We start from the raw sequence: 22,795 nt of genomic DNA on the forward strand, positions 1-22,795 counted from the left end.
GTCAGATCACGTCGCGGATTGCGCCATAGAGGTCGGCCCACGGCTTGCGCTCGCGCACCACCGTTTCGAGATATTCCTGCAGCACGACCTTGTCCTGCACCGGATCCTTGACGATGGCGCCGACGAGGTTCGCCGCCATGCTCTGCGCATCGATCACGCCGGAGCCGAAATGGCCGGCCTCCGCCCAGGCGCCGATGGTCACCGCGATGGCTTCCGCCGTCGACAGCGAGCCCGATGGCGACTTCAGCTTGAGCCGGCCGTCGAGCGTCTGGCCGTCGCGCAGCTCGCGGAACACCGTGACGATGCGCATGATCTCCTGGTCGGCCGGCGCGATCTTCGGCAGCTCGAGGCCGCCGCCGATTTCGCCGACGCGCTTGGTGACGATCCTCACCTCCTCATCGAGGTCGGCCGGCAGCGGCAGCACCACGACGTTGAAGCGCCGCTTCAGCGCCGAGGACAATTCGTTGACGCCCTTGTCGCGCGCATTCGCCGTCGCGATCATGTTGAAACCGCGCCGGGCGTGAACGGCGTCGTTGATCTCCGCGATCGGCATCAGCTTCTCCGACAGCACCGTGATCAGCGTGTCCTGCACGTCCGACGGCATGCGGGTCAGCTCCTCGAAGCGTACGATCCGCCCCGCTTCCATCGCGCGCATCAAGGGCGTCGCCACCATGGCCTCGCGAGAGGGGCCCTTGGCGAGCAGCAGCGCGTAGTTCCAGCCGTAGCGGATCTGGTTCTCGTCGGTGCCGGCCGTGCATTGCACGATCAGCTCGGACGAGCCGGAGATCGCGGCGGCGAGATGCTCGGAGACCCACGACTTCGCCGTGCCGGGCACGCCGAGGATCAACAGCGCGCGGTCGGTCGCGAGCGTCGCCACCGCGGTCTCGATCAGCCGGCGGTTGCCGATATATTTCGGCGTGATCTCGACGCCCGATTTGGTGCGGCCGCCCATCAGATAGGTGACGACCGCCTGCGGCGACAGCCGCCATTGCGCCGGCCGCGCCCGCGTGTCCTCCTGCGCCAACGCCTCGAGCTCGTGGGCATGCAATGCTTCCGCGGAGCGGCGCAACTGGCCGTCGCTTGGGCTCGCATCAGCGTTTGTCATGGGCGTGCTCCGGACTGTTTGATGGTGCGTTACGTCGGCAACGCGAGAACGAGGTCGGCGAAATCCTTGGCCGCGCGCGCGGTCGCGGGGGACAGCGGGGTGAGCGTGGCGACGAAGGCGGGCATCGTCGCGCGCGGCATCAGCGCAGCCATGAGCACCAGCCGGCCGTCGTCCTTCTGCGCCGCCGTCGTCGTCGCGTCGGCGAGGTCCTGGATCGCCTTCTGCCAGGCCGGCGATGCGAGCACGCGTTCGGCGACCTGCGGCGCGAGTGGCTGGCGGGCCTTCGCCGCCAAGGACATCAGCGCATATCCGTGCAGTGCGTCACCGCCGCAGAGGCGCGCGCCGATGATGCGCAGCACGGTGTCGTCATCGCCCTCGGCCGCGGCGGCATCCATCAGCAGCGTGAGCACGCGGTGCTCGGACGGCGGCAGTGAAGCGATCAGCGCCTCGGGCGGCGCGCCGACCGCCGTGGCGAGCGCGGCGAGCCGCAGCCCGCCGAACAGCCGCTCGCGCAACGCCTCGGCCTCCTGCCATTTCAGGCCGTCGGCCGGCAGCTTGAAGGTCACTGTCGACGCCGCGCCGAGGCCGATCTTGGCCAGCAACGAGCCCGCGCGCTGGAAGCATCGCGCGGCCTCGGTCAGCCGGGCGCCGTGCTCGGTGCGTTCGGCGATCCGGGTCAGGAGCTGTGCGGCGATCTGCTTGACGCTGTCGGCGCGATCGGCGCTCAGGCTCTCCAGAAACGGCCGATCATCGGGGCCGAGGCCGACCATCAGTGCATCGAGCAGCGCAGCGCGGACCGGCGCGGGCTCGCTCTTCCAGACCGATTCGATCAGCGCGCGGCCGTCGGCGGGATTGTTGCGGCGCTGCTCCGCCACGAAGGCGCGGCGCTGCGTCTTCGGGAAGGTGGTCCAGTTCTCCATGGTGATGCGTTCGAAGAACAGGCCCTTGGTGGCATCGTCATCGGCGTCGGAGGCGATCAGCGCCAGATAGGCGCGCTCGGCGAGGCCCTGCTCCTCGGCATTGGCCTTGATGTGCGGCACGAAATCCGGCAGATCGAACGGATGCAGCCGGCAGCCGGCGGCCTGGATACGGCGCAGCGCGAGCGGCAAGGCGCTCGACGCCAGCGACTTCTCGACGCTGCGCGCCAATGCCTTGAGCGCGCGCCGCGCCGCCTCGGGCAGGATGGGCCGCGCGTCCTGGTGCAGCCGCAGGGCGGCGTCCGGGACGGGATCGGCGACGGGCGCCGTCGCGCCGGCGAAGCGCTGCCATTGTGCGGCCAGCGCCAGCAGTGGCAGAGCAGGCTCGCGTCCTCGTGGCAACAGCTCGGCCAGCGCCGGCGGCGTCGTCAAGGGCTGCCGCGCCAGGCCGAGCAGGAAGGATTGGCGCAGGCGGGCATGGCTCTGGGGATCGATCGCGCTCGCCATCGTCAGCTCTCGTGATGCCAGCGGCCGAGCGCCGTTTCGGCGGCCAGCACCTGCGCAATGCGGCCGTCCCACAGACACAGCAGCGACAGGTCCTCGAGGCCGAGCAGCGGCGTCAGTTGGTCGAACTGGCCGCGCTCCACCGCGATCGCAGCTCCGGCCTTGTCGGCGATGACGAGCGCACCCTTTCCCGCGGTGTGAAGCGTGACGCCCGCGAGCAGCAGCGGCCAGCGATCGAGCCACGGCAGCGCGGCGAGCCGCGCCGTGTAGTCCTGCAGCGCTGGGGCAAGCCCCGGCGATGGCCGCGGCCAGGTCGCGGTCGCCGCCGTCTTGCGGCTCGCCAGCAGCCCGCGCAACGGCGCGGCCGACGGATAGAACACGACCTCGCCGTCGATGATCTCCCCCGGCGCGAACGGAAATCCGGTGCCGCCGCCGGACACCGGCACGAAATCGATCAGCACCGCGGCGCGCGGCTGGCCGGGGTCATCGCCCGTGTTGACGAGCCACGTCTCCAGCCTGCGCAGCTTGTCCGGCTGCACTTCGGACAGGTTGGCGGCAACGATCCACACGCTGCTCGCGCGCGGGGCCGTGGCGTCCGCCAGCAGCTCCTCGCGGCGCAGCGACCAGCCGACCGCGCGTCGGACATCCTCGCGCAGCGGTGCCGGCAGCCGGTCCTGATGCCGGTAGGCCGAGGCGATCAGGGACATGATGCCGAGCTGCTCGATGGCGAGATCGGCGCGGCGATCCTCTCCGACGCGATACAGTTCGGATGAGAGCTGGTCGAGCCGCGCAGCGAGGCCGCCGGCCTTGGCGTCGACCAGTCGCGTCGACAGCGTGCGCGCGGCGGACGCGCCGCGGGCGGCGAAATCGGCAAGCCCCTGGGTGAGCTGATCCGCGATCCAGCGCTCCAGCTCGTCGAGTCCGGCGAGGATCGCCGCCTCGCGCTCGGCCCTGATCCGCTCGCGCTGCGCCTCGGCGCGCGCGGCAGCCTTTGGGTCGGCGGGAGCAATCGTCGCGGCCTCTGCCAGGGCAGCATCGAGCGACGGTGGCGCGCCCGCATCGTCGCCCTCCGGCTTGGGCTTGCCCGGCGCGCGGCCGCTCGAGCCGCGCCGCCGCGCGCTCCAATCCTCGACCCATTGCGGCGGGTTGGTGGTCTCGAACCGCTCGGGCTTGTCGACCCGCTGCCACAGCACCGCCAGCACGTGCTTGCAGGGAAACTTGCGGCTCGGGCAGGTGCATTTGTAGCCGCTGCCGTCGGCCGCGGCGACCACGCGATACGGCGTCGCGCCGGAGCCCTGGCATTCGCCCCACAGCACCTCGGCATCGCTGCTCGCGGCCAGCATTGGCCAGTTGGCAGGCTTCACGAGCTTCAGCGCTGCGGCGAGTGAGGCCTGATCAGGCGCGAGCCCTTCGATTCGTTCGCGTGTCAGAGACACCCACTCTCCCAACCGGCTGATCGCGCGATGCCGCACTCCCTAGCAGATGGCGGCGGAGCCGCACAACAATTCCAGCGCGATGCCTGCTGATTTCGCTTCGCGTCGCGCGGGAAAGAAACTGAGCGATCTGCGCAACGCTCGTCGCGTCACGCGCACGCCGGCGGAACTGCGGAGTTTCCTGGGCGGGCATGAGGCGGGCGCGATATCTCCGACGCCGCGGCGAGCTCGCGCACCGGACGCTCTGAAATCGCCGCCGCTCATACGGAACTACATCGCCGTTTCGCCGTCGGAACGGCTCGTCCGTGAAGCACATCAGCGCGCTGTCGGGCCCGTTGTCTTCCATCACATCGAACCCCGCTGCTCGCGCGCGCTGTGTTCAGCACGGAGGCCATCAGCATGGCCGCCCTTGGAATTTTTCCCGGCCATGCACTGGTGAGATGCCCGGATCATCCGCGTCGTACTGTAATCCTGCGGTAAGGCCGTGACGCTAGCTTCAACGCGTCCTTGATCGAGGTCAGATCGGTTTGCCATCGACAGCGTGTCATGATGAGCCATTGCTCGCCGTCTCTCGATGTGGCGTTCGATCGGAAGGACATTGGAGCGCCGCCGCAGACCCGAAAGCCCGGCCTGATCAGGTCGGCTCCGTCCCACCTGCGGCACCTTCCATCATGATCTGGCGCCGCATGGCTTCGAACGTCGTCGGAGTCCAGTGAGCAGGCCGTTCGGTTTGTGTCCCAGCCCCACACGTCCGAACGGCCTGCGATGATGGAGCTCGGGGCGGTGCTCGCGCTCACATGTTCGTTGTGCATCTGCCATCCGCCGTCTGTAATGATGCGGTAAGCCGCAGCCACGAGGCTCTCGCAGCGACGGCCGAGCCGATCGCAAGGAGAACCCAATGAAACGAATTTGCGCGCTTATGATCATGGCCTCGACCATCGCAGGCACGATCGCCACGCCGGCCAACGCTGGCGGGAATCGCGGAGCGGCGGTCGCCGCCGGCGTCGTCGGAGGTCTGGCGATCGGAGCCCTGATCGGTTCGGCGGCAACCGCCCGTTCCGCGCCCACCTATGTCTACAGCTACGACGACTATCCGCCGCCGCGGGTCGTCTATCGTCGTCACCGCGTCTATGAGTACGACGCGGAATACGGCAACTATGGCGACGGCTATTTGTCCGGCTACCGGGACGGCTATTCCGACGGATCCTGGGACAACGACTGAGACCGCCGCCCGAGGACAAGGTCCCGCCAATACGGGACCTTGTCCTTGGTCCGAATGTTCGGATCCGCTGACGAGGCTGCCGCGTCCGGCGTTGCCTCAATCCTATGGTTCCTTCGGCCGCGTCACCAGGAATGCCACCACCGTTCGTTTGCATCCTGTCCAGCCGAGCAGCCGCGCCTGCACCGCGAACTCGCGCTTGACGTAGGTGCCGGATCGGGCGGCCGCCGCTTCCGCGGCGCCGATGCAATCCGCCTGGTCGCGGAAGCACAGCGAAATCCAGCCTTCGCTGCCAGAGTCCGCACCGGTCTTGTGGATCGAGACGGGTAGACCGTAAGCGGGATGATCAGCGCTGTAGAAGGCAGTTGCGAGCGCGAGGCTCTCGGTGCCGCCGACATGCTCGAGCGGCTTCCCCGTCAACTCCCGCCATTGGCGCGTCGCTTCCCGCGCGGTCTGCTGGTAGAAGGTGCGGCCTTCCTCATAGCCGTGCCTGTTGCGGTAGAAGGCGTGGAGCGGCGCCGCGACGATCGCAGCCAGGACGGCGATCCCGGCCGTCAGCACCGCGATGTTGACGGTGTGGAAGCGCGCGATCGGATAGCCTCCGCCGCAGACGATCACCACGACGAACAGGAACAGTCCCTGCAGTGCCCATAGCGATGGCAGGTCGGTACCCATGATCAGCGCGTTGATGACGGGCAGACCGACCGTGCCGATGGCGATATAGGACAACAGCCGGAGGCCGCCGTTCAGCGCGGCCATCTCCGTGGTGAAAGACCTGATCCTGGCGCCGGCGACGATCAGCCAGGTGGCAGCCGGCACGGCCATCGCGGCCGCGAGCCCCAGCAGGAAGAACAGGGAATCCCGCGACGACGTCGCCAGGGTGGAGCGCGCGTGCATCAGCGCATGCTGGATGGGCGCGTCGTGTCCGACGAGCCAGTCGAGATGCATCGACAGCGCGGCGAGGCCTGCGGCCGTGGAGATCCATGGCGACGCCGAGGTGAAATAGGCGCGTCGCTGCGGATGCGCCATGGCGGCGAATGCGAAGCTCATCACCAGAAAGATCGAGTAGTACTTGCCGAGCAGCGCGAGCGCGGCCGTCAGGCCGGCGGCCGCCGCCCAGGGCATCGTTCGCGTTTCGAACGCGCGCAGGAAGCAGTAGGTGGCGAGCGGCCACGTCGCCAATTGCACCGAGTTCGCGTTGAAGCGCTGCGCGTGAAACTGATAGGCCGGCGTCAGCATCAGCAGCAGCAGCACGATCACCCGCTTGTCCCCGACGACGAAGCGGCGCGAAATCAGGTCGACGAACCACAGCGCCAGCGCCGCATTGGTCATCGCCATCAGGTGGAACGACCAGTCGGAAAGAGGGAAGACGGCGGTCCAGGCGCCGGCGATCCAGCCCATCAGTGGCGGATGCTTGTCGTAGCCCCAGGCGAACTGCCGTCCGAATGTCCAGGTCTCGATCACGTCGGGATGCAGGCCGGCGCCGGCATAGGCGATCGAGAGATAGGCCGTCCACACGGCCACGAAGCACACCAGCAGCAGCGGCACGGCCCAGCCGGCCTCGATGCCGTCGAGCCAGCGCAGGAACGGACGGCGCCAGGCCGCCGGATGACAGTCCGACCGTTCGGCGACGGTCGAGAACGCAAAGCCATGGAACATGTCGGTGTTGATCAATGATGAGGCGACGGATGTGACGCGCGATCGGCAGCCGCGGCCGACAAAGAATGGCGGATCGCCCGGTATGTCCGGTCGATCATGCGGCAGGCTTCATGCGGGCGAATCCTCGGCGCGTATTTGAATGCCAGTCTAGGCCGAGACGATTACGAAAGGCTGACGTCGAAAATCGTATCATCGCGGCATGGCACGTCATACCACCGCAATCGCGCCGGCCGAGAAGTCGTTCGGCTTGCAACTGAGATATCGCGATGGAGGCTCGATCAGCCCTGGCAGATCGGGTCGACTTCGATTGAGCGCTGAAAAAAACAACGGTATCAAAATGCCGCCGACGTAATCCTATTGTAATCCGTCTGTAATGATAGGAACAGCCGATTGTCGATGTTGCGGGAGGATGGCGTGCGCGTTCTGGTCGTTGAGGACGATCCCCAGCTCGGGCTCTGGCTGCGGGATGCACTCGCGACGGCGTTCGGCTCGTCGGACATCGTCACGACGCTCGACGAGGCGCGGGCGGCGATCGCGGTGCGCAATTTCGAGCTCGTGGTGATTGACCGCGGACTACCGGACGGCGACGGGCTGGCGCTATTGCCGGACCTGCGGCAGCAGAAGCCGAGCCCCGCGACCGTGGTGCTGACGGCGCTCGACGATCCCGCCGACATCGCGCGTGCGCTCGACGAGGGCGCGGACGACTACGTCGCCAAGCCGTTCGAGCCGATCGAGCTGGTGGCACGAGCGAGGGCGGTGCTGCGCCGGCTGTTTCTCGACCGCGGCGCGATGGTCTCGATCGCCAATCTGGGCTTCGACATCGTCAATCGCGCGGTCTGCGTCGACCAGGCGCCGATCGTGGTGCCCAGGCGCGAACTGGCGATCCTCGAGGCGCTGGTTCGCCGCAGCGGGCGGGTGGTGCTGCGCGAGACGTTGGAGACCGCGGCCTACGGCTTCGAGGACGAGATCCAGTCGAACGCGATCGAGGCCCATGTGTCGCGGCTGCGCCGCCGCCTGCGCGAAGCCAATTGCAGGGCGACGATCAGGCCGGTGCGCGGCCTCGGCTATCTCCTGAGCGGCGAGTGACGCAGGTGAGGTGGCAGAAGCTCAGCCGTATCCGCCGCTCCATCACGCTGCTCTCCGCGACGCTGATTGCGGTCGTTACCACCATCATGCTGATCTGCGCCGCTGCCTTGCTGATCCGCTTCGGCGGCGACGATGACGGCACGTGGGGCGCGGCCGACGTTGCCGATGCGCTGAAGGAGGCCGTGGCTCGCGATGCTGGCGGCCAATTGCTCGTGAAGCAGACGCCCCGCCTCGACACGATCATGCAGGACTTCCCGACGTTCTGGTACGTCGTCTCCGACAAGAGCGGCGAGGTGAGCTACGGGCCGATTCCGAAATGGCGGCCGCACAAGGGTCCGTCGTCGCAGAACGGCACCAGCTTCCTGGCCTATGCGATCGACGGCGAGACCCGGCGCCTGAAACGGATGATGGCGGTCCGCAATACGCCGGTCGGCGAGGTCTTGATCGAGACCGGCGGCGTCGCCTACACGTCGACGCAGCTGATGACGGGCACCTTGACCGACGCGACCATCGTCGCGCTTCCGATCATCCTGGTCCTGGTCGCGACGGTGCTGGCGGCGCTGTTGTTCGTGCCGACGCTGATCGCCCGCCCGGTGCGTGCGGTCGCACGCGCGGCCGAGATGATCGACGGCGTGCCCGACGGCCGAAGGCTGCCCGAGCGGGACGCGCCGGCCGAATTGCTGCCGCTGGTCACCGCCTTCAACCGCGCCTTGTCGCGCATCGACCACGCCGCCGAGGCGCAGCGCAACTTCCTGTCCAATGCCGCCCACGAGCTGCGGACCCCGCTGACCAACGCCCGCACCATGCTGGAGGCGGTGCCGGATGCCGGCCTGCGCGCGAAACTGGTCGGCGAGAACCAGAAGCTGTCGTCGATCGTCACCATGCTGCTGCAACTGGCGCGGATTTCGCTGGAGCCGGACGAGCTGGGCGAGATCGACCTGGTCGCGTTGGCGCGGCGCGTCACCGCCGAGCATGTGCCGATGGCGCTGCACTCCGGGCTCGAGATCGGCTTCGCCGGCTGCGATGCGCCGGTCCGGATCCGCGGCTCGGAGCCGGCGATCGCGGTCGCGCTCTCCAACCTGATCAGGAATGCGGTCGCGCATGCCGGCGCGGGCGGTCCGATCCTCGTCGAGGTCGACGCCGCGGCGCGCCTGCGCGTGATCGATTCGGGGCCCGGCCTGCAATCCGATCAGCCCGAACGCCTGCTGCAGCCGTTCGAGCGCGGCCACGCCCGCGGCGAAGGCATGGGGCTCGGGCTTTCGATCGTGTCGCAGGTCATGGCGACGCATCAGGGCCGCGTCGCGCTGCGCGAGACGCCGGGCGGCGGCACCACGGTCGAGCTCAGCTTCGCGCGCGCCGCGCCTTCGCAAGGCGACGCTGCGGATGCGACATTGCCGGCCGTCCGGCGCACGGCCGAGCAGGCGGGATCGCCGCCGCGCGCTTGATGCCGGGACGTCGTTTCCGGCGGCCCGCGCTCAGCGCGGCTCCCTGCTCCGCTGCCACTTCAGGAAGTCGCTGTAGAGTCGCGCGGCCTCGTCCGGCGACATCCGCGCCTGCGCCTTGCGCTCGTCGAGAAACTTGCGGAATTCGGCCGGGTTGGCATCCTGGCCCGGCGACTGCATCGCGCGGGCGCCATCGAGCCATTCCTGCGCCGCCTTGAAGCGGACCAGGCCCTGCACCGGCGCCGACAGCACGGTGTCGCGCCATTTCGGATGCCGTGGCGGCGATTGCAGCACCTGGATCTTGCCGAACAGCGCGTCGACGAACCGCGCCGTACGGCGATAGCGCTCGCTGTTCTCCGGCCAATTGTAGACCATCAGCACGGTCGAGGCGGCGACGGTCTCGACCTTGGTGCCCGGCGGCACCAGGTTCGGATATTCCTCGGACGAGAACGACGACGGCAGATAGATGTCCTGCAGCGCGTGGTCATAGGGGACCGTCAAGAGGTGCAGCCGGCCGCCCTCGTTCTTGATGCCCTTGATGATCGGCGCGTCCTTCGACACCGATGCGATCCAGGCATCGCCCTGGCCGTCGATCAGCTTCTGCAGCCCGCCGGTCGGATCGGTCTGGGAGTCGATGTCGGCGCGAATGCCGAGCCGGCGGAAGATCGTGCGCGCCGCCGGCAGGCCGATCGAGCGCTCGGCGAACACCCGCCGTCCATTGAGATCCTCCAGCGAGCGGATCTCGCGCCGCGCGACGATGTGGACGTCGTTGTGGAAGAGCTGCGCGATGTAGCGCACGCGCTGGGCGATGTCTGGAATGTTGTATTCCGTCTTCACGAATTCCAGCGCGTCGGTGGTGACGAAGCCCATGTCGATGTTCTTCAACATGATGATGTCGATGAGGTTCTGCGCCGAGCCCCTGCCGAGGATCGGCAGCACGCGCAGGCTCTCGCCCTCGTCGAGCACCGCGGCCATGTCGGAGCCCATGACCGACATCGGCCCGCCGATCGGCGCGGTGATCACGGTGACGGTGCCGGAGTTCAGCGCCTCGCGGTCCGGCAGCGTACCGACGGCGCCGCCGGTGGGCGGGCGCTGCGGCAATTGCTGCGCTCGGGCGCTGCCAGACAGCGCCACGAGGGATGACAGAACACATGCAAATAGGAATGCGCCAACAGTTACGCGCGCGACACGATTCACCGAACGCTTCCTCGATACATTCTAAATTGACAGTGGACTTAGCAGTTCGATCCCGGCCGAAGTTTGGCCGTGAGGTGGCGATCCGCGAGATGCTGCAAAGTCGCCCGGCCCGCTTCACCGCTGTGCTGAAAATGCGGTGCAGGAGCGTGATCGAGTGTTGCGATCGGGGACCGGCGCTGAGCGCGCCGAATCCTCGATCACAGGCCGTGTTCGGTGGAGAACGACCGTCCTGCGTGCGTGTCGAAACGTCGCACGCCTGGCGCTGAATGGTGGCGCCGCGCGCCGGCGCTCACGCGCTCGCCGCGTCGAGCCGCGCGACCTGGTCCGCGGTCAGCGCGAGCTCCGTCGCCGCCACCAGCGTGTCGACGTGCTCGGGCCTGGTGGCGCTGGCGATCGGCGCCGTCACCGAGGGCTTGGCCAGCAGCCACGCCAGCGCGATCGAGGCCTGCTGCGCTCCGGTCTCCCTTGCGACCGCGTCCAGCGCGGCGAGGATGCGCATGCCGCGTTCGTTCATGTATTTCGGGATGCCGCGCTGTCCGCGCGGGCTCTTGCCGAAATCGGCCTCCGAGCGATACTTGCCGGTGAGGAAGCCGGCGGCCAGCGAGAAGAAGGTGATGACGCCGACGCCGTAGTTCTCGCAGACGCGTTGCAGCGCGCCTTCGTAGGATGCGCGCTCGGCGAGGCTGTATTCCGGCTGCAGGCTCTCATAGCGCGGCAAGCCGCTCTTCGCCGACAGCTCGAGCGCGGCCTGCAGCCGCTCCGCCGAGAAGTTCGAGGCGCCGATGACCCGCACCTTGCCGGCCTTGATCAGCCTGTCATAGGCCGCCAGCGTCTCCTCCTGCGGCGTCGTCTCGTCGTCCTTGTGCGATTGATAGAGATCGATCACGTCGGTCTGCAGCCGGCGCAGGCTGTCCTCCACCGCGCGCGCGATGTAGTCGGCCTTCAGCCCGACCTTGCCGTCGCCCATGTCCATGCCGACCTTGGTGGCGAGGATGACACGATCGCGATTGCCGCGCAGCTTCATCCATTTGCCGATGATGGTCTCGGACTCGCCGCCGCTGTGGCCGGGCACCCAGCGCGAATAGACGTCCGCCGTGTCGAGGAAGTTGATGCCGGACTCCAGCACCTTGTCGAGCAGGCGGAACGAGGCCGCCTCGTCCACCGTCCAGCCGAACACGTTGCAGCCGAAGCAGAGGGGCGGAACGTTGAGGCCGGAACGGCCGAGCGGGCGCATCTTCATGGGAGGCTCTCGATCTGAATGATGTTGGCTGCATCCGTCGCGGACGCCTGCCGCAGATTGCCGTCATTCGTCGCGCGAGACCAGCGCGGCAGGAGCATGGCGGGCCCGCCCGGCCGCATCCAAACCGTGGCACGGCTGCCCCGAAGTGGGTCCGGCAGCGTCAGACTTTTCACTCACTTGCCGATGATGGTCGCAGCCTGCGAACGCCTCGCAGCTGGAGACGCGGGGGGCCATGATCAAGGAGTCCGTCTGATGAACACGCTGACCCATGACCAGCTCGGGCTGAGCTCAGATGGCCTCATGATGCCCGATCCGGCCGCGGCGGCGAAGAACACGACGACCAATATGGCTGCGGCTGCCTCGCCTGTCGTGCTGCCGCCCGGCGCGGTGTCGGATCCGGTGGTACACGCCGACGGCTCCGAGACCGTCTCGGTTCACACCGGCGGGCTCACCTTCAACCTCACCTTCGATGCCGCCGCCGCGGCCGCGCCCGAAAGCTTCCGCGCCGGCGTCGAGCAGGCGGCGGCGATCCTGTCCTCGGCGATCACCGATCAGGCCACGGTCAACCTCGCGATCGATTTCGCCGGCACCGGCGGCGGGGCTGGCGCCAATGTCTCCAATGGCGTGCTCACCAGCTACGCGCAGCTCCGAACCGATCTGCAGGACCACGCGGCGGCCGGCGACACGGTGTTCGACAACCTGCCGACGGGGCGGGCAGTGCAGGGCCATTCCCAGGTGTTCGTCGCCAATGCTCAGGCCAAGGTGCTCGGGCTCATCGATCCAAACAGCACGACGACTGAGGACGGCTTCGCCGTCTTCAACACCGACATCCCGACGCAGTCGCTGGTCGGCGTCGCGCTGCACGAACTGTCGCATGCGCTGGGACGGGTGCCGTCGCCGGGCAATCTCGACATCTTCGACCTGTTCGACTTCACCAAGCCGGGGCAGCATCTGATCAACAACAGCATCAGCTCGGCGCCTCCCGCGTATTTCTCGCTCGACGGCGGGCTCACCAAGATCGCCGATTACGGCCAGATGTCGGACCCGGCCGACTTCCTCAACACCGGCATCCAGGGCGCCCGCGATCCCTTGAACGAATTCTACAATCCGACCACGTCGCAGACGCTGTCGCCGATCGATCTCGTGGTGCTGGAGACGCTCGGCTACAATATCTCGACTCCCGACACGCAGGCCCTGCTCGCCCAGATCCCGCACGCCGCCGGGGTCGCCGCACCGGTGCAGACGCCGCAGCAGGCCGTCGCGATCGCCTCCGCGGTGGCCGCCGAGACGGCCGCCAGCCTCACCAAGCTGGGTGATGCCGCCGGCGCCGCGCAGGTGCTGGCGAATGTCCAGGCCGACGCTGCTGCGCTGAATGGCGCCGATGCCGGCGCGAACCATGACCAAGCAACGGCCCATGCGTCCTATTCCGCCGAGCCGCACCACGATCCGATGATGCTCGCGATGCATCTGCACGCGATCAGTGCGAACTGAGGCGGTCGCTACCAGCAGAGGATTGATTGGGCGCGAGAAGGCCATCGCGTAGTCGATCTAAGTCATGCCCGCCATTTCATCGTCGTCATGGCCGGGCTTGCCCCGGCCATCTCCGTCGCACTCGCCTGAACTGAAAGGCGTGATGTAGCCAAGCGATCGGGCGGATCGGAGGTGCGGTCCGCTCACGATCGATCGCCATGTGTCCGACGCGACAGGTCAGGATCGCTCGCGGTCGCGTTGTCGGTCGAGCTTGCGCAGATAGCTGAGGCCGCAGACGGTCAGCCGGCCGGGATCATGCACGCCTTGTTCGGCCAGTCCGCGGATATGCCGCGCCAGGGCGCGCCGCGCTCCCTGGTCCAGATCGTGTCTGGCCACGCGACGATAGATCTGCATCGCTCGAACGAGCGGCTTTGCGAGTTCGATCTCAGGCATCCGGGCCAACGGGCGGCGACGGCGATGGTTCCGACGCATCAGGGCGCAGGCGCCGGCTTGGCCGGGCGCAGCGTGACGACGACGGGAATGGCGATCGCGTAGATGGCGACGACCGACAGCCAGATCGCCCCGGGCCATTCGTCCCTGACGGCGAAGTAGAGGCTCGAGAAGCCGAGCGGCGCAACGATCGAGGCGAGGCTGACCGTGGCGGCGAGCACGCCCTGGAACTGGCCCTGCAAATGTGCGTCCACCTGCCGGGTGGCGATCGACTGCAGGGCCGGCATGCCCATGCCGCCGAGCGCGAACAGCGGCATCGCGCCAAACACCATCCAGCTCTGGTTGGCGAACGCCATGGCGGTGAGGGCCGTGCAGACACAGGTCACTCCGGTCAGGATGGCGCCGCGCTCGGTCAGCAATCTCACGGCCGGACCGGGAAGGAATATTTGGGCCAGCATCTGGCACACCCCGAAGGTGCCGAGCGACAGGCCGATCCAAAGACCGCTCCAGTGGAAGGTATCGCCGCCCCACAGCGCCCAGCAGACGCCATAGGCCTCGCCGGTCGCGCTGAACAGGAAGAAGAGGAGAACGACCGGCAGCAGGCTCTTGACGGCGAACACCCAGCGCAGTGGCCGCAGCGGGTTCAGAACTGCGATCTCGATCTTGCCAGGGCCCGGCGGTCGCGATTCCGGCAGCATCAGCAACGCCAGCAGGACGTTGCATCCGTTCAAGGCCGCCGCCACGACGAACGGCAGCCGCAGCCAATGGTCGCCGAGCGCGCCGCCGAGCACGGGCCCGATGATGAATCCCATGCCGAACATCGCATTGAGGAGGCCGAAGCGGCGGGCCCGCTCGTCCTCGCGCGAGACGTCGGTGATGTAGGCGGTGGCCACCGAGACGTTGGCGCTGGTGATGCCGGCGATGGCGCGACCGAGCAGGAGCATCCAGAGATCGGGCGCAGCGGCCAGGAACAGGTAGTTGACGATGGCGCCGGCCAGCGAGACCAGCAGCAGCGGGCGCCGGCCGAGCCGATCGCTCAGCGAGCCCAGCACCGGGGCGCAGATGAACTGCATCGCGGCGTAGAGCGCCGTCATGACGCCGAGAAGGAACGCCACGTCGCCGGTGTGGGTCACGTCGTGCAGCAGCGCCGGCAGGATCGGAAAGATCAGCCCGATGCCGGCGGCATCGAGCACGATGGTGAGATAGATGACGGCAACAGCCCTGGTCATGGCGCGCTCCGGTCCACGCGAGCCGATGGCGCAAACACGCGCGACCGCTCGCTGGAGCCTGACGATCCGTCAGGCGATCGATGTGTGGGAGACGCTGGGCCGTCCCATGCCAGAAAGGCAGATGGACGGCTTGTACTCGGCCGCAGGCAGCGGCCGCTTTTCGCGACAGGCGCCGTCTATACGTGACGATCGGGCAGCGCAAGCCGCTTTTTCCGAACGACGATCGGCGCGTTCAATGCACATTCATCGATCCACCGCCGGAGCTCTGGCTCAATCTTCAGACCGACTACGACGTCCGCGAGGCGCGATCTCGGCAAGATTCTCGATCGCATCGAGACGTGAACAAGCCGCGGGCGGTTTGAGCGGACAGGTCGGGCATTGGCAGGCGGACGCGGATGGCTGCGCGGGATGTCTCGTGATCCGCCCCGGCAATGCGCCGTATCTTCACTGCACTCCTGGCCGGTCATCGAGAGTCACCGTCCCGCCACCATGCGGTGGCGCGTCGTCACGCGTCCTCGGCGGACGGACGTCGCGCTGGATCAGCGGGGTGAGCAGGTGCTCGGCGAGGTAGAGGGACGCAAGCGGTCGCAGGTGCGCATTGTCGAAGCTGACGAGACCCTCGCGCCGGTTGCGATCGAGATAGATGAGGCAGCCTTCTCGATTGCAGAAGAAGTCATGAAGGCTCTGGTACTCGAACGGTTCGTTGGCCTGGAGCTCGTCTCGAAATGCCTTGTCGATGCCAAGCGCATGCTGGTCGAGGTGCGTCGAGATTCGTGCCGGTGTGAATTGCCAATAGTGCTGCATGACCACCTTGAAGAGGAACGGTTCCCAATGAGGCGCCAGTCCGAGCACGATCACCCGTTTCACGCCGATCCGTTTGATGTCCCGAGACACCTCGCGCAGGTACTCCGTATCGAAGGAATTGTTGAATGAGATGACCACGACGTCAGGAACGACCTCTTTGATTGTCGACAGCGCAAAGGAGTTGGACATCTCGCAGTAGTCGGTCGTCAGTCTGGTCAGATCGATCGGGTGTGGACGGCACCCCGACGCATAAACGAGCAGCAGGGACGTATCGGACGGAAGCGTCTTCCGTAAGCCATGGAAGAGATGCGCCGAATGAGAGTCGCCCCAGAGCAGCACCGCTCTGCGAGAGTGGCTGGTGTAGCAGTCCGGGCTGATGCCGTCCCGAGGGACGCGCGTGGGAAGCGCACTCTCGAAGTTGTAGAAGTTGCATTGGTTCTGGTTGATTTCCACCAGCTCTTCCCGAGCCGGCGACACGCCCGTGCGGAAGGAATCGAAATAGGCCGCGTAGCTGTTCAGATCGCCCGGCTTGAAGGTCCAGCCGTAGGTCATGGTCAGGGCGCCGATTCCTGCGAGCGTCGCCGAGGCACCGCAGAGCAGTGGGACCGACCGCAAGGGCGATTGCCCAAACCGGATTGGACGTTCCAGAAATCGATAGGTCATCCAGGCCAAACCGGCGCTCAGCGCGATGACGCCGGATCGAAGCGGTGCGGAGCCTGCCTCGCCCATCCAGGCGCGAGTCAGGACGAGCAGAGGCCAATGCCAGAGATAGAGCGGGTAGCTGATCAGCCCGATTCCAACCAGGAAAGGATGCGAGAGAATGCGTCGAGCGACCCAGTTATACGGCCCGGCGCCGACGAGCATGCAGGTCGCTGCGACAGGCAGCAGGGCTGCCCACCCGGGAAATGGCGTATTTCTCGAAATCAGGATCAGGCTCGCCGCCAACAGTACTATTCCCGACGCCGCGAGCCGATCGGAAATGAGTGATCGATGCCCCGTGTCAGGGACAGCGCCGAAGAGCGGCCGGGTGTATGGGGACGACGCGATCGCCAGCAGGCCGCCTGCAAACAGCTCCCATGCGCGCGTGAGCGGGGAGTAGAAGGCCTCGGTCGGGCTGGTGCCCATGGCTTTGATGTTCAGCAGAAATGACCCGACGAGCAGCAGCCCCACGAGGTACGGCAGGGCGCGCTTCCTTGTCCGCCAGCACAGCCACAGCAGCAGCGGCCAGAGGATGTAATATTGCTCTTCGATGCCCAGCGACCATAGGTGAAGCAGCGGCTTCGTTTCCGCGGCCAGGTCGAAATAGTTGGCCTCCTTCCAGAACAGCAGGTTCGCGGCAAATCCGGCGCTCGCCGCAACTTGCTTGCCGAGCTCCTTGTATTCGTCGGTGTACAGAAGAAAGCATCCGAGCAGGAGGGCGGCGAGAAGAACCACGATGAGGGCGGGGAAGATGCGCTTGACGCGACGAGCGTAGAAGGTTCGAACACGAAATGATCCGTTCGCCAGATCCGCAACGATGATCGAGGTGATCAAGAACCCGGATATGACGAAGAAGATGTCGACTCCTATGAAGCCGCCGCGAAGCACATGCGGAAAGGCGTGGAACACGACGACGGACATGACTGCGACAGCTCTCAGTCCGTCGATATCCGGCCTGTAGGCCGTGCCGACCACGGGAACCGGTTTCGAGCCGGCCACTGGCGCGTGCATGTGCGCTCTCTCCCCAAAAGAACGTTCGGCTTCCAATCGTCTTGGCTGCAATCAAACCCGCGAAAATGTCTGTTGTACAATTATGGCGGACAGTGCGGGGCAAACGCAATCATGAATGAGCGTCGTGAGGAGGTGGTCGCCATCGGTGGCGAACGTCGGCCCGTCCGTGCTCATCAGTTCTCTGTCGGCCCGACGGGCAATTCCCGCATCCCCGTCATGCGCAGATTGCCCGTCGAGCCAGTTTGTCGCACGCTGTTCGGCTTGCATCGTCGGGCAAATCAGAACGATGTTTCCGGCCATCCCGCTCGCGATGAAGAGGGGCGTTTCGGCCGATCGTCACGGAGCGTAGCAGCGGGGAGCGTTGGACGTATCGGGTTCGGGGCTTTCGCGCAAGCGGGCCGACGAATGAGCCTGGTGCGTACGGTCAAGTCGCGTGGTCCTGGCCTCCCGATGCTGAGGTCAAGCCGGTCGATGATGCGTCAGACGCGTCTCGCCGGTGATGGGGGCAAGACAGCCCGGTCCCCAGGGAGATCGCGAAGCAGCCGTTCAAACCAGCGCGCGGGGAAGGCCGGGTCGTCCGGCTGGACTCGTGGTACCTGCCGCCTGCATTTTTTCTGCAGGCGGGCCACGGGCCTCAGTCGAGGTCCGGTCTTCCCCGCGCCCTCTCGTTTGTCGAGGGCGTTGTCGGCAGCATGACCTGGGCGCGGGTGCGTCGCGGGGCTGCGGCGGGCTGTTTGGGAAAATCGTGCAGTGGACGGAGGCGGAGGTGCACGCATTAAGCGATGCGCATCACGCCTGTGAGTTGGAACGGCCTCACGACAAACTCGATGTCGTCCCGGCCCTGAGCCGGGACCCATAACCACCGGCGGAGGTGTGAGGCAGGCAAGTGGCTCAGGGCGCGCCCAACACGTCTCCCTGTGGTTATGGGTCCCGGGTCAAGCCCGGGACGACAGCGGAGAGGATGTTAGGGCGGGACTCCATGACAAGGCCGCGACCTACCAACTACTTCATGATCTTCACGCCCTTGGTCGTGAACCGCTGCGGTCGCTGCTCCGGGCGCACCGGCCGCCGTGTCGTTGCGGCCTTGCCGGTGCCCGGCGGCTGATGCGCCGGCACCAGTTGCTCGGGGCGCGAGCCGATCAAATCGGCGCGGCCCATCGCGCGGAGCGCCTCGCGCAGCACCGGCCAATTGTCCGGATCGTGATAGCGCAGAAACGCCTTGTGCAGCCTTCGCTGCTTGAGGCCCTTGATGGCCTCGACCTTGTCACTGCCGCCGTGACGCACGCCGCGCAGCGGGTTGACGCCGGTGTGGTACATCGCCGTCGCGGTGGCCATCGGCGACGGCAGGAAGGTCTGGACCTGATCGGCGCGGTAGCGGTTGCGCTTGAGCCACAGCGCGAGGTTCATCATGTCCTCGTCTGACGTGCCGGGATGGGCGGCGATGAAATACGGGATCAGGTAGTACTTCTTGCCGGCCTCCTTGGCGGCGGCGTCGAACATCTGCTTGAAGCGGTCATAGCTGCCGATGCCCGGCTTCATCATCTTGTCGAGCGGGCCGCGCTCGGTATGCTCCGGCGCGATCTTCAGGTAGCCGCCGACGTGATGCGTGACCAGCTCCTTGATGTAGGCCGGGCTCTCGACCGCGAGGTCGTAGCGTACGCCGGAGGCCACCATCACGCGCTTGACGCCCTTGACCTCGCGCACCTTGCGATAGAGGCGGATGAGATCGTCATGCGAGGTGTTGAGGTTCGGGCAGATCTCCGGAAACACGCAGCTTGGCCGGCGGCACGCAGCCTCGACCTTCGGATCCTTGCACGCCATCCGGTACATGTTGGCGGTCGGGCCGCCGATGTCGGAGATCACGCCGGTGAAGCCCGGCGTCTTGTCGCGGATGCGCTCGATCTCCTGCAGGATCGAGCCTTCCGAGCGGCTCTGGATGATGCGGCCCTCATGCTCGGTGATCGAGCAGAAGGTGCAGCCGCCGAAGCAGCCGCGCATGATCGTCACCGAGAACTTGATCATGTCCCAGGCCGGGATCTTGGCGTCGCCATAGGACGGATGCGGCGCGCGGGCATAGGGCAGATCGTAGACGCTGTCCATCTCCGCCATGGTCAGCGGGATCGGCGGCGGGTTGAGCCAGAGGTCGCGGTCGCCATGACGCTGCACCAGGGGACGCGCATTGCCCGGATTGCTCTCCCGGTGCAGCACGCGCGAGGCGCGGGCATAGGCTTCCTTGTCCGCCTCGACCTGCTCACAGGACGGCAGCCGGACCACGACGTCGCCCTTCTCGCGCGCAGCGCCTTCGTCGGCGGAGTCGAGATCGTCGGCATGCAGCTCGACAAAGCCTTCGGGCACTTTCCGGAACAGCGCGGTGCCGCGCACCGACTGGATGTCCTTCGGCGCTTCGCCGCCGGCGATCCGATGCGCGACCTCGATCACCGCACGCTCGGCATTGCCGTAGATCAGGATGTCGGCCTTGGCGTCGGCCAGCACCGAGCGGCGCACCTTGTCGGACCAGTAGTCGTAATGCGCGATGCGGCGCAGCGACGCCTCGATGCCGCCGAGCACGACGGGCACGTCCTTGAACGCCTCGCGGCAGCGCTGCGCATAGACCAGCGTGCAGCGGTCCGGCCGCCGGCCGCCGTCGCCATTGGGCGTATAGGCGTCGTCGCTGCGGATGCGGCGATCGGCCGTGTAGCGGTTGACCATGGAATCCATGTTGCCGCCGGTGACGCCGAAGAACACGCGCGGCCTACCGAGCGCCTTGAACGGCTCGGCGGAGTGCCAGTCGGGCTGCGAGATGATGCCGACGCGAAAGCCCTGGGCCTCGAGCAGCCGGCCGATGATCGCCATGCCGAAGGAAGGATGGTCGACATAGGCGTCGCCGGTCACCAGCACGATGTCGCAGGCGTCCCAGCCGAGCGCGTCCATCTCCTTCCGGCTCATCGGCAGGAACGGCGCAGGCCTGAGGTCCGCGCGATGGCGCGGCCAGGAACTCAGCGGTGGGGCGGTGAGGGCGATGTTCATCGCCCACGCATAGAGCCGCGGCGCTGCGAGTTCAACCAAAGCCCCGGTCGCAGGCGAGGGCAGGTGGTCAATTTGTCCGGAATGGTTCCCGCGGCGTTGCGCGGGCGACCTGACGTCGCGGTTCCTGCCGTCTCAGTTGAGGTGATGCGACGCGCCGTTGCGGCGCTTGAGCCAGCCATGGCCGAAATAGGCCAGCAGCGCGGCTGCGGCAAGCATGATCCACATCGAGGGCATCTTCGAGCGCGGGCTGCCGCCGGCCTCGCCGACCGTGACGGGGGCCATGCCGGGCTCGGTCATCGACACCAGCCGCAGGCCGGCGGCGTCGGTCGCGCGCCGCATGTCGGCGATGGCGGAGTGGGGCAGCGGGTCGGCGGCGAACAGCCGACCTGTCGCCGGCGCGTCGGAGGCGGCGAGGTCGCTCGGCGGGGGCTCCATCGAAGACTGCGCGGCCTGGGTGCCGGAGGGCAGCTGCGCAAAGGAGTTCAGGTTCGCCGGCCGATGCGGCTTCGGCCCATGCTGCGCCATCCGGTCCGGCTTCTCAGACTTGTCCATCTTCTTGGGCGTCATGCTCTGCGGCACCGCGACCCGCACCTGCGGCCGCGAATAGGACGCCGGCTGGGTGACGGCCAGCATGCGGTCGGACCAGGCCATATAGGCCTTGCAGAGATCGTTGCAGTACTGGCCGTTGACCATGTCGCCGTTGGCGGAGCCGGCCTGCGCGGCGCCGGGCGCGGCAATGCAGATGACGGAGACCAGCGCGGCGGCCGCTCCGAGCCTCGACGATGTCAAAACAGGCAATGCGCTCAACTGGCCGATCATCGCAATTTCCCCCGTCGCGGTTTCACGCCGTTTGAGGAATAACGACAGCTGGTCTGGTCGAGAGTTGGATCAGATCGCGTCAACATCCGGATGAGTTGAGGTCAATTTGCTGATGCGAGGCGTTATCAATAAGGGGCGGGCTTTGCTGTTCGACATCGACGGCACGCTCGCTGATACCGATGCGCTGCATCTGCAGGCCTTCAACGCGGTGTTCGGGCCATATGGTCATGTGTTCGACCGCGCGCGGGCGGCACGCGAACTGCTCGGCCGATCCAATTTGTCGATCTCCGCCCAATTTCTGCCCGATCAGCCGCCCGAGCGGCGCGCGGCGGTCATGGCGCAGAAGGAGGAGGTGTTTCGCAGCCTCGCCGCCGGCGCGGTGCAGCCGCTGCCGGGCCTGATGGCGCTGCTCGATCGGGCCGCGGCGGCGGCGATTCCAGTGGTGGCCGTGACCAACGCGCCGCGGGCCAATGCCGAGCTGATCCTGCACGGGCTCGGCCTGATGGACCGGTTTCGCGCCGTGGTCATCGGCGACGAGCTGCCGCACGGCAAGCCGCACCCGCTGCCCTATCTGGAAGGCCTGCGCGCGATCGATGCCGTGCCGGAACGGTCGGTCGCCTTCGAGGATTCGCGCGCCGGCATCGCGGCGGCGACGGCGGCCGGCATCGCCACCGTCGGCATGCGCACCAATCTCGGTCACGACGAGCTGATCGCGGCCGGCGCGGCGCTGACCGCGGCGGCGTTCGACGACGCCGGCGTGCTGGATCTGGTGATGGCGCGGCTGGGAGGGAGACTGTGAGCGACGCGTCGCCATCCGGCGACAATGCCGCCGGCGGAGCTGACATGTCGCTGACATCGGGCAACAGCTTGCGGTCACCGCGCTTGCGCCATGGTGTCGATGAACGCGGCCGCCGGGTTGGCCGTGACGAGATCAAGGTGAGACGCATGCGCAAGTTGTTGATCGCGGCCGGCCCCTCGGAACAGCCGTTCCGGCTGATGTTGCAGGTCGATGACGAGGGATCAGCATCCAATCAGCGCGGCCGTCGCGCCAGCGGAGCCGGGCGAGCCAAGCGCGCCGATGGCCGCGCCAAGCGTTCGGCCCGGCCGTTTCGCTGGGCGCAGCCGTCGCGCGCAATGGCCGCCATCCTTCGCGGCTTGCGGGCGACGCTGCTGGCGCTCTCTCCCGTGGAGATCCGGAGTGATGTGAGCGTACGCCAGGAGGCCTTGCGGGACATGTCGCCGGTTGTGCCGCGGCTTCGCGCCGTCAGCGGTTGCGGAGGAGCGCGCGAGGCCGCCGCCGTGCCGGACGGCGCGCTCAATGCGATGGTCTGCACTGCGGCCACGCCGCGCCATCACGTCCGGTCGATGGAGACGCCGCGTGCCCAGCGCCGGCGGCTGCGCGCCTGCTGATCGCATCACCGCATGGGTGCCCTGCATGCACCGTCCGTCGCACCTTGCTTGTCCGCAGCCCGATGCCGTGATTG

Annotated in this window: 17 protein-coding genes; 6 read left to right on the forward strand and 11 right to left on the reverse strand. The window is 67.2% G+C overall.

The features are described from left to right. Window position 1: 1 nt before the first annotated feature. Genes QX041_RS28030 through QX041_RS28040 form a run of 3 tightly spaced genes read right to left on the reverse strand, consistent with a single transcriptional unit; the run spans window position 2 to window position 3,962 of the window. Window positions 2–1,105 carry an AAA family ATPase gene (locus tag QX041_RS28030; RefSeq protein ID WP_315825874.1) on the reverse strand — a complete coding sequence of 368 codons (1,104 nt, stop codon included), beginning with the start codon at window positions 1,103–1,105 and terminating at the stop codon, window positions 2–4. Between the two features lie 29 nt (window positions 1,106–1,134). After that, the gene (locus tag QX041_RS28035; RefSeq protein WP_316167285.1) at window positions 1,135–2,529 is read right to left on the reverse strand and encodes a DUF5691 domain-containing protein; all 1,395 of its coding nucleotides are present in this window, start codon (window positions 2,527–2,529) and stop codon (window positions 1,135–1,137) included. A 2-nt stretch (window positions 2,530–2,531) separates the two neighbouring features. After that, the gene (locus tag QX041_RS28040; protein ID WP_316167286.1) at window positions 2,532–3,962 is read right to left on the reverse strand and encodes an SWIM zinc finger family protein; all 1,431 of its coding nucleotides are present in this window, start codon (window positions 3,960–3,962) and stop codon (window positions 2,532–2,534) included. Window positions 3,963–4,857: 895 nt separating this feature from the next. On the opposite strand from QX041_RS28040, the gene QX041_RS28045 reads away from it, so the two are divergent. Further along, a complete protein-coding gene (locus QX041_RS28045; protein WP_315715405.1) occupies window positions 4,858–5,181 on the forward strand; it encodes a hypothetical protein in 324 nt (107 codons plus the stop codon). Window positions 5,182–5,283: 102 nt separating this feature from the next. Here QX041_RS28045 and QX041_RS28050 read toward each other — a convergent pair whose 3' ends face one another. After that, the gene (locus QX041_RS28050) at window positions 5,284–6,837 is read right to left on the reverse strand and encodes a glycosyltransferase family 39 protein (protein WP_316167287.1); all 1,554 of its coding nucleotides are present in this window, start codon (window positions 6,835–6,837) and stop codon (window positions 5,284–5,286) included. 414 nt (window positions 6,838–7,251) lie between these two features. On the opposite strand from QX041_RS28050, the gene QX041_RS28055 reads away from it, so the two are divergent. Together QX041_RS28055 and QX041_RS28060 are read left to right on the forward strand one after the other, a co-directional pair. Then, window positions 7,252–7,923 (forward strand): response regulator transcription factor, encoded by a 672-nt coding sequence (locus tag QX041_RS28055; RefSeq protein ID WP_315715407.1) that lies wholly within the window; start codon window positions 7,252–7,254, stop codon window positions 7,921–7,923. Beyond that, window positions 7,920–9,368: a HAMP domain-containing sensor histidine kinase gene (locus QX041_RS28060; RefSeq protein WP_316167289.1), complete on the forward strand. Its 1,449-nt coding sequence runs from the start codon at window positions 7,920–7,922 to the stop codon at window positions 9,366–9,368. The genes QX041_RS28055 and QX041_RS28060 overlap by 4 nt, the downstream gene beginning before the upstream one ends. Before the next feature lie 30 nt (window positions 9,369–9,398). Here QX041_RS28060 and QX041_RS28065 read toward each other — a convergent pair whose 3' ends face one another. Together QX041_RS28065 and QX041_RS28070 are read right to left on the reverse strand one after the other, a co-directional pair. Further along, complete coding sequence (locus QX041_RS28065) at window positions 9,399–10,511, reverse strand: TAXI family TRAP transporter solute-binding subunit (RefSeq protein ID WP_409998662.1); 1,113 nt, start codon at window positions 10,509–10,511, stop codon at window positions 9,399–9,401. Between the two features lie 340 nt (window positions 10,512–10,851). Next, window positions 10,852–11,802, reverse strand: coding sequence for an aldo/keto reductase (locus QX041_RS28070; RefSeq protein WP_315715410.1), 951 nt, complete (start codon window positions 11,800–11,802; stop codon window positions 10,852–10,854). A gap of 252 nt (window positions 11,803–12,054) precedes the next feature. Here QX041_RS28070 and QX041_RS28075 point away from each other — a divergent pair, with 252 nt between their 5' ends. After that, window positions 12,055–13,293: an NF038122 family metalloprotease gene (locus tag QX041_RS28075; protein WP_316167291.1), complete on the forward strand. Its 1,239-nt coding sequence runs from the start codon at window positions 12,055–12,057 to the stop codon at window positions 13,291–13,293. Window positions 13,294–13,509: 216 nt separating this feature from the next. Here the strand turns inward: QX041_RS28075 and QX041_RS28080 are convergent, their stop codons facing one another. The 5 genes from QX041_RS28080 to QX041_RS28100 form a co-directional block, all read right to left on the reverse strand. Beyond that, entirely contained in the window at window positions 13,510–13,686 is a 177-nt protein-coding gene (locus QX041_RS28080; RefSeq protein WP_315752186.1) for a hypothetical protein, read from the reverse strand. Window positions 13,687–13,763: 77 nt separating this feature from the next. Continuing rightward, window positions 13,764–14,951, reverse strand: a complete 1,188-nt coding sequence (locus QX041_RS28085; protein WP_315825881.1) for a TCR/Tet family MFS transporter — start codon at window positions 14,949–14,951, stop codon at window positions 13,764–13,766. Window positions 14,952–15,395: 444 nt separating this feature from the next. Beyond that, on the reverse strand, window positions 15,396–17,465 hold the full coding sequence (locus QX041_RS28090) for an acyltransferase family protein (RefSeq protein ID WP_316167293.1): 2,070 nt from the start codon (window positions 17,463–17,465) through the stop codon (window positions 15,396–15,398). Window positions 17,466–18,467: 1,002 nt separating this feature from the next. Then, on the reverse strand, window positions 18,468–20,492 hold the full coding sequence (locus QX041_RS28095) for a YgiQ family radical SAM protein (protein WP_316167394.1): 2,025 nt from the start codon (window positions 20,490–20,492) through the stop codon (window positions 18,468–18,470). Between the two features lie 132 nt (window positions 20,493–20,624). Further along, on the reverse strand, window positions 20,625–21,311 hold the full coding sequence (locus QX041_RS28100; RefSeq protein ID WP_316167294.1) for a hypothetical protein: 687 nt from the start codon (window positions 21,309–21,311) through the stop codon (window positions 20,625–20,627). A gap of 106 nt (window positions 21,312–21,417) precedes the next feature. Here QX041_RS28100 and QX041_RS28105 point away from each other — a divergent pair, with 106 nt between their 5' ends. Further along, complete coding sequence (locus QX041_RS28105) at window positions 21,418–22,110, forward strand: HAD-IA family hydrolase (RefSeq protein ID WP_316167295.1); 693 nt, start codon at window positions 21,418–21,420, stop codon at window positions 22,108–22,110. Between the two features lie 146 nt (window positions 22,111–22,256). After that, complete coding sequence (locus QX041_RS28110) at window positions 22,257–22,721, forward strand: hypothetical protein (RefSeq protein WP_316167296.1); 465 nt, start codon at window positions 22,257–22,259, stop codon at window positions 22,719–22,721. The last annotated feature ends 74 nt before the right edge of the window (window positions 22,722–22,795 follow it).

Origin of the sequence: Bradyrhizobium sp. SZCCHNRI2009, from assembly GCF_032485115.1 — a bacterium.
Classification (GTDB): Bacteria; Pseudomonadota; Alphaproteobacteria; order Rhizobiales; family Xanthobacteraceae; genus Bradyrhizobium.

Excerpts from the sequence above, each read along its gene's own strand:
- QX041_RS28030 (WP_315825874.1), bottom strand. The coding sequence starts at position 1,105 with ATGACAAACGCTGATGCGAGCCCAAGCGACGGCCAGTTGCGCCGCTCC.
- QX041_RS28035 (WP_316167285.1), bottom strand. The coding sequence starts at position 2,529 with ATGGCGAGCGCGATCGATCCCCAGAGCCATGCCCGCCTGCGCCAATCC.
- QX041_RS28045 (WP_315715405.1), top strand. The coding sequence starts at position 4,858 with ATGAAACGAATTTGCGCGCTTATGATCATGGCCTCGACCATCGCAGGC.
- QX041_RS28050 (WP_316167287.1), bottom strand. The coding sequence starts at position 6,837 with ATGTTCCATGGCTTTGCGTTCTCGACCGTCGCCGAACGGTCGGACTGT.
- QX041_RS28070 (WP_315715410.1), bottom strand. The coding sequence starts at position 11,802 with ATGAAGATGCGCCCGCTCGGCCGTTCCGGCCTCAACGTTCCGCCCCTC.
- QX041_RS28075 (WP_316167291.1), top strand. The coding sequence starts at position 12,055 with ATGAACACGCTGACCCATGACCAGCTCGGGCTGAGCTCAGATGGCCTC.
- QX041_RS28080 (WP_315752186.1), bottom strand. The coding sequence starts at position 13,686 with ATGCAGATCTATCGTCGCGTGGCCAGACACGATCTGGACCAGGGAGCG.
- QX041_RS28085 (WP_315825881.1), bottom strand. The coding sequence starts at position 14,951 with ATGACCAGGGCTGTTGCCGTCATCTATCTCACCATCGTGCTCGATGCC.
- QX041_RS28090 (WP_316167293.1), bottom strand. The coding sequence starts at position 17,465 with ATGCACGCGCCAGTGGCCGGCTCGAAACCGGTTCCCGTGGTCGGCACG.
- QX041_RS28095 (WP_316167394.1), bottom strand. The coding sequence starts at position 20,492 with ATGAACATCGCCCTCACCGCCCCACCGCTGAGTTCCTGGCCGCGCCAT.
- QX041_RS28100 (WP_316167294.1), bottom strand. The coding sequence starts at position 21,311 with ATGATCGGCCAGTTGAGCGCATTGCCTGTTTTGACATCGTCGAGGCTC.
- QX041_RS28110 (WP_316167296.1), top strand. The coding sequence starts at position 22,257 with ATGCGCAAGTTGTTGATCGCGGCCGGCCCCTCGGAACAGCCGTTCCGG.